The following is a 1,373-nucleotide window of genomic DNA, read 5'->3' on the forward strand; positions in this document are numbered from 1 at the left end:
CGGGCACGGCCGACGCGGCCGAAGGCGCCGTGTCCGCCGATCCGGTACGCATCCACGACATCCAGGGAGCCGCGAGTTCTACGGCCTCCTGGGCTTCGAGGAGGTCATGAACCACGGCTGGATCATGACGCTCGCCTCCCCCTCCAGCCCGACGGCGCAGATCAGCTTCATGGCCGAGGACAAGACCGCACCCGTCGCCCCCGACCTGAGCGTCGAGGTGGACGACGTGGACGCGGCCTACGCGGCGGTGCGCGAGAGCGGCGCGGAGATCGTCCACCCCCTGCAGGACGAGGAATGGGGGGTACGCCGCTTCTTCGTCCGCGACCCCAACGGCCGGGTGATCAACGTACTGGGCCACCGCTGACGGCCGACGGCACGGTCCCGGCGGTGGGTGTTCCACAGTGAACGCGGGCCCTGCCGATCCCGGCGGGGCACGAGGGGAGATGGACGGCGCGGACCAGTACTGCCTGATCCAGATCTGGCGCACGGCCGCCGCCGCGTAGGGGCACGACCTCAGAGGTGTGCGGGGCCGGTCGGTGGACCGTCCCCGCGGCGCAGCCATCCTCTCCCTGGAACGTCAATGCTGGTGAATCTCATTGCCCTTCCAGGGGGAGGACGGATGGGTAATGGCCGTCATCCGGTGGGGAACCGTCTCACGACCAGACAAGTCGCCCTTCGGCAACGGAACAGACCGGATAGTCCCCCGCGCCGATCCTCGTCAGCATCTCCGCCACGGAGTCGAAGTAGTGAGCCATCGACTCGTACTCGCCGGTGACCGTGGGCTCGCCGACGAACCATCTGCCGATACGTCCGTCCCTCGCGTCGATGAACTTTCCCGTCCAGCCGTCCTGGTCCGACAGGAACGGGATCCACTCGTTACACCAGAACGGGTAGTCCGGCTGGTCCGGCGGGTCGAATCCGCAGGACGTGGAGCGGTTCGCGTAGAGCCGCTCCATGGCCCGGATGCCCAGAAAGAAGCTTCCCTCGTCGGGGAACCCGTCGAAGCCGCAGCACATCACGTCGTCGTCGGAAGCTTCCTCCGGCCGATCCAGATTGTTCTGCAACAGCCAGGTCCGCAGGTCCCCGTGCAGGGAGATCCCCATCCGTTCCTCGGCTGCCGCGAGCAGCTGCTCCGTAGCGGGCCCCGGCAGATCCGTGTGATCGGCCGGCGCGTGCTCCCGAAGAAGACTCATCACACGCGACCAACTCTCAACCGCACTCATCGCCGTCTGTCCTCTCTACAGGGGTATCTCCGTCCGAATGCGTCACTGCGGAGGTCGGGAAGTACCGGCCGGAGAACTGTGCAGGGATGGTACTTCGAGCATGCGTTCCATCCCTCCGCCTTGCCCGACGGGCCCAGCTGAGGAGCTTCC

At 67.2% G+C, this 1,373-nt stretch carries 1 protein-coding gene and 1 pseudogene; one reads left to right on the forward strand and one right to left on the reverse strand.

Going from position 1 to position 1,373, the window contains the following annotated elements; all coding sequences use genetic code 11:
- Positions 1–67: 67 nt before the first annotated feature.
- Positions 68–364, forward strand: a pseudogene (locus AB0O29_RS35935) (VOC family protein); the annotation flags it as partial.
- Between the two features lie 289 nt (positions 365–653).
- Here AB0O29_RS35935 and AB0O29_RS35940 read toward each other — a convergent pair.
- The gene (locus tag AB0O29_RS35940) at positions 654–1,223 is read right to left on the reverse strand and encodes an SMI1/KNR4 family protein (RefSeq protein ID WP_365160654.1); all 570 of its coding nucleotides are present in this window, start codon (positions 1,221–1,223) and stop codon (positions 654–656) included.
- Positions 1,224–1,373 lie beyond the last annotated feature (150 nt).

This window comes from Streptomyces sp. NPDC089915 (genome assembly GCF_040684675.1).
Taxonomy (GTDB): Bacteria; Actinomycetota; Actinomycetes; order Streptomycetales; family Streptomycetaceae; genus Streptomyces.